At 65.7% G+C, this 4256-nt stretch carries 5 protein-coding genes; 2 read left to right on the forward strand and 3 right to left on the reverse strand.

The features are described from left to right. Both chrA and ABWP09_RS13790 read right to left on the reverse strand, forming a co-directional pair. On the reverse strand, positions 1-982 hold a 982-nt coding region (gene chrA / locus ABWP09_RS13785; protein ID WP_353205697.1), incomplete at its 3' end, for a chromate efflux transporter. A gap of 81 nt (positions 983-1063) precedes the next feature. Continuing rightward, positions 1064-2014, reverse strand: coding sequence for a cation diffusion facilitator family transporter (locus tag ABWP09_RS13790; protein WP_353205698.1), 951 nt, complete (start codon positions 2012-2014; stop codon positions 1064-1066). Positions 2015-2104: 90 nt separating this feature from the next. On the opposite strand from ABWP09_RS13790, the gene ABWP09_RS13795 reads away from it, so the two are divergent. Further along, positions 2105-2350 carry an AbrB/MazE/SpoVT family DNA-binding domain-containing protein gene (locus ABWP09_RS13795; RefSeq protein WP_353205699.1) on the forward strand — a complete coding sequence of 82 codons (246 nt, stop codon included), beginning with the start codon at positions 2105-2107 and terminating at the stop codon, positions 2348-2350. A gap of 1 nt (position 2351) precedes the next feature. Then, on the forward strand, positions 2352-2738 hold the full coding sequence (locus ABWP09_RS13800) for a type II toxin-antitoxin system death-on-curing family toxin (RefSeq protein WP_353205700.1): 387 nt from the start codon (positions 2352-2354) through the stop codon (positions 2736-2738). Here the strand turns inward: ABWP09_RS13800 and ABWP09_RS13805 are convergent. Then, entirely contained in the window at positions 2735-4195 is a 1461-nt protein-coding gene (locus ABWP09_RS13805; protein ID WP_353205701.1) for an amino acid permease, read from the reverse strand. The genes ABWP09_RS13800 and ABWP09_RS13805 overlap by 4 nt on opposite strands. Positions 4196-4256: the final 61 nt, after the last annotated feature.

A 4256-nucleotide genomic window follows, 5' to 3' on the forward strand; every position in this document is an offset into this window, starting at 1 on the left:
TAAGCGCTCCGGCATCGCGATACGCGCCCATAAAGCCGACGAACTGCAGCACCATGATCAGCGGGCCCGGTGTCGTCTCGGCCATGCCGAGGCCGTCGAGCATCTCGCCCGGACGCAGCCAGTGATAGTCCTGCACCGCCGCCTGCGCGACATAGCCGAGCACCGCATAGGCCCCGCCAAACGTCACCATCGCCGCGCCCGAAAAGAAGAGCGCGATGCGCGTGAAGACATTCTCCGGCCCGACCGCGAGTAGCAATGCGACGACCGGTGTGCCCCAGGCAAGCGCGCACACCACGGGGACCTTTAGCGCGCGCCAGCCGGCGGCGCGGGCATGATCGGGCAGCGCTTCGCCGAGCGCGCTGTCGGCATCGGCAAAGCCATCCTTGCCGCCGCCGCCATGACCGCCCGAGCGGAACTCGGACCGTCCGGCGCGCGTCGCGACATAGCCGAGCACACCTGCCCCGAGCACGATCAGCGGAAAGGGCGCGGCAAAAAAGAAGATCAGCAGGAACGCCACCGCCGCGACCCCGAGCAGCACGCGGTTTCCGAGCGAGCGCCGCCCGATCCGCACCACCGCTTGCGCGACGATCGCCAGCACCGCCGCCTTCAACCCGAAAAACAGCCCCGCGACCACACCGGTCGCGCCATACAGCGCATAGATCCAGCTGAGCGCCATGATTGAGACGATGCCGGGGAGCACGAACAACACGCCCGCAATCACCCCGCCGACCGTGCGGTGCATCAGCCAGCCGATATAGATAGCGAGCTGCTGCGCCTCGGGACCCGGCAACAGCATGCAATAATTGAGCGCGTGGAGGAAACGCTGCTCGCCAATCCAGCGCTTCTCCTCGACCAGAATGCGGTGCATCACCGCGATCTGCCCCGCCGGGCCGCCGAACGACAAAGCCGCGATCCGCACCCAGACGCGCACCGCGCTGACAAGCGGGACGCCGTGCGCCGCGGGTGCTGTCGTGTTGCTCATCGCCGATCCTCCATAAGCGACAGCATCGCAGATCGTGCCGCCTGCGGAAGGGGATCAGAAGTTGCGCGCCGCCAAGCTTGGCTATGGTCGTGGCGTGATCGGTAAGTCCGCCGCATCCTCGCGCTTTTCGGGGCGGATATAGATTGACGACAGCATCGGCTCGGCCGCTTTCAGCGCGGTCTCGATCTCCTCGATCAGCGTCTCGGCCTCGCCCATCGTCAGCGTGTCGCGGAAATCGGCGCTGATCGCGACGAAGATGCTCTGCGGCGCGGTGTGGAGCGTGCGGACGTGATTGACCGCGGTAATCTCGGGCCGCGCATCGACGATCTTGCGGACTTGCGCGACAACTGCGGGGTCGGCCGCTTCCCCGATCAACAACCCCTTGGCCTCGCGCGCCAGCAGCGCCGCGACTACACCGAGGATCAGCCCGATCACGATCGAGGCCAGGCCGTCGATGCGCGGATCGCCCCACGCATGGCTCGCCCAGATCCCCACGCCCGCCACCAGCAGCCCGGCGAGCGCCGCCGAATCCTCGAACAGCACGATGAAGCCCGCCGGATCCTTCGACTGGCGCACCGCCGCCCACCAGCCGCGCCCGCGATTGGCGGCGGAGAATTCGCGCACCGCGAGGAGCCACGACCCGCCCTCCAGCGCGAGCGCGACCCCGAGGACGATGTAATTGACCAGCGGATCGCGCAATTCTTCCGGGTTGTTCCAATGCGCCCAGCCTTCATAGATCGACACGCCCGCGCCGACCCCGAAGATCAGGATCGCGACGACGAAGCTCCAGAAATACAGTTCGCGGCCATAGCCGAACGGGTGCGCCTGATCGGGTGGCCGCCGCCCGCGATGCTGGCCGTAGAGCAGCAATAGCTGGTTGAAGCTGTCGACGACCGAGTGGAAGCCTTCGGTCAGCATCGAGGACGAGCCGGTGATCGACGCCGCGACAAACTTGGCGACCGCAATGCCAAGATTGGCAAGCAAGGCGGCGATCACGACGAGGTTTGAACCGTCTTGCTTGGACGCGGACATGGTGGAGGCTCCCTGTGGGGGTGCTGTATGCGGCAGGGCTGACGGTGGCCAGTGGTTGAATTTTTGGAGGTTTCGCGTTATAATGGTTGTATGAACTACCATCCGCCCAAAGCCAAAAAGCTCAAGCTCGTGAAGATCGGCAACTCGGTTGGTGTCGTCCTGCCGCGCGAGGTGCTCGCGACGTTGCGCGTCGACTTGGGTGACGATCTGTACGTGACCGAAACGCCGCACGGCATCGCGCTGCGGGCGATCGATCCCGATTTCGTCGAAGCGATGACGGCGGCGGAAGAGATCATGCGCGAGGATCGCGATATCCTGGCCGTACTGGCGAAGTGAGATGGCCGAGCCGAGGTTCCTCAACGCCGAGCTAGCGTTTGCCGTGCATGAACGTCAGCTTGCCGAACATGGCGGGCTGAGCGGCATCAAGGACGTCAATTTGCTCGAGTCCGCGATCGCCCGACCGCTCAATAAACATGCGTATGGCGAAGACGATCTGTGCGCGCTGGCGGCGGCTTATGCCTTTGGGATCGCCCGGAACCATCCGTTCAATGACGGGAACAAGCGCACCGCCTGGGTGATGGCGCGCCTGTTCCTGCGTTTGAGCGGGGTTCAGATCGCGTTCGAGAAGGAGGATGCGATCAATACCGTGCTGGCGCTGGCTGCGGGCGAGCTTGCGGAGGACGCCCTCACCGCCTGGTTCCGCGCGCACATCGTGGCGGCCTAACCCGCCATCACCGCCCGCGCGCGGCCATAAACGAAATACACCGCCAGCCCGATGCCGTTCCACACCAAGAACGAGATCTGCGTTACCGTCTGCAAACTGGTGAACAGATACACACAGCCGAGGATCGCGGCGGGGGCGATCACCCACACCAACGGCGTGCGGAACGGGCGGCGTATCGCGGGATCGCGGCGGCGCGAGACCATGACGCAGGCCGCGACCGCGACGAACGCGCACAACGTCCCGGCATTGGCGAGGCTGGCAATCACGTCGAGCGGGGTCAGCGCGGCAATCACGCTGACGAACACCGCCGTCACCAGCGTGATCCGCGCCGGCGTGCCGCGCGTTGACACTTTCGCGAGGCTCTGCGGCAAGAAGCCGTCGCGCGCCATCACCAGAAAAATGCGGCTCTGCCCGTAGAGGAAGCCGAGGATCACCGTCGGCAGTGCGATCGCCGCGGCGGCGCCGACGATCTCGGCAATCGTCCCCTGCCCGATCTGGCGCAGGATCAAGGCGAGCGGCTCGGCGCTCTTGCCGAAGACATCGGGCCGGGCGGCACCGATCGCGGCGGTGGCGACGACCATGTAAATGACGGTGCACACCACCATCGACCCGACGATGCCGATCGCGAGATCGCGTTCGGGATTCTTGGCTTCCTCGGCCGCGGTCGAGATCGCATCGAAGCCGTAAAAGGCGAAGAAGATGATCGCCGCCGCGCCCATCACACCATATTTCACACCCCCCTCGCCCGCGGTCGACCCGAAGCCGTGCGAGGCAAAGGGCGAGAAATTGGCGGCATCGAAATGCGGCAGCGCGACCGCGACGAACAGAATGAGCGTGGCGATCTTGATCGCGACCAGCACCGAATTGATCCGTGCGCTTTCGCGCGTGCCGAGCATCAGCAGACCGGCGACGACCGCGATGATGAAGATCGCGGGCAAGTTGATGCCATATTCGGTCGCGGTGACGATGTGCCCGCAAACTTTGCCCGACAGCACCGGCCCGTGCGTCAACGCGCAGGGCAAATCGAGCGGCACGCCGATCCGTTCGCCGAAACCTTGCAGGAACCCCACGGCATAGCCCGACCAGCCGACCGCGACTGCGGAGACGACCAGCGAATATTCGAGGATCAGGCTCCACCCGACGACCCACGCGATCAATTCGCCGAGCACCGCATAGCTATAGGTATAGGCGCTGCCCGAGGCCGGGATCAGCGTCGCCATTTCGGCATAGCACAGCGCCGCGCACGCGCAGATTGCGCCCGCGACCGCGAAACTGACCAGTACCGCCGGCCCGGCGCGGTCCGCGCCGACGCCGATCAGCGTCAGGATCCCGGTCCCGACGATTGCGCCGACCCCCAGCGCGACCAGATGCGGCCAGGACAAGGTCCGCGCCAGCCGGTGCTCGACCGGGCGATCGTCGCCCAACGCAATGATCTTCTTGCGGAACAAATCGGCCATGCTTCCCCCGGTCGGCACCCGTGCCGTTCGCGCCTGACTTAGCGCGCGATCGCCGACCGTG

The sequence above is a fragment of the Sphingomonas sp. genome (genome assembly GCF_040398505.1).
GTDB lineage: Bacteria > Pseudomonadota > Alphaproteobacteria > Sphingomonadales > Sphingomonadaceae > Sphingomonas.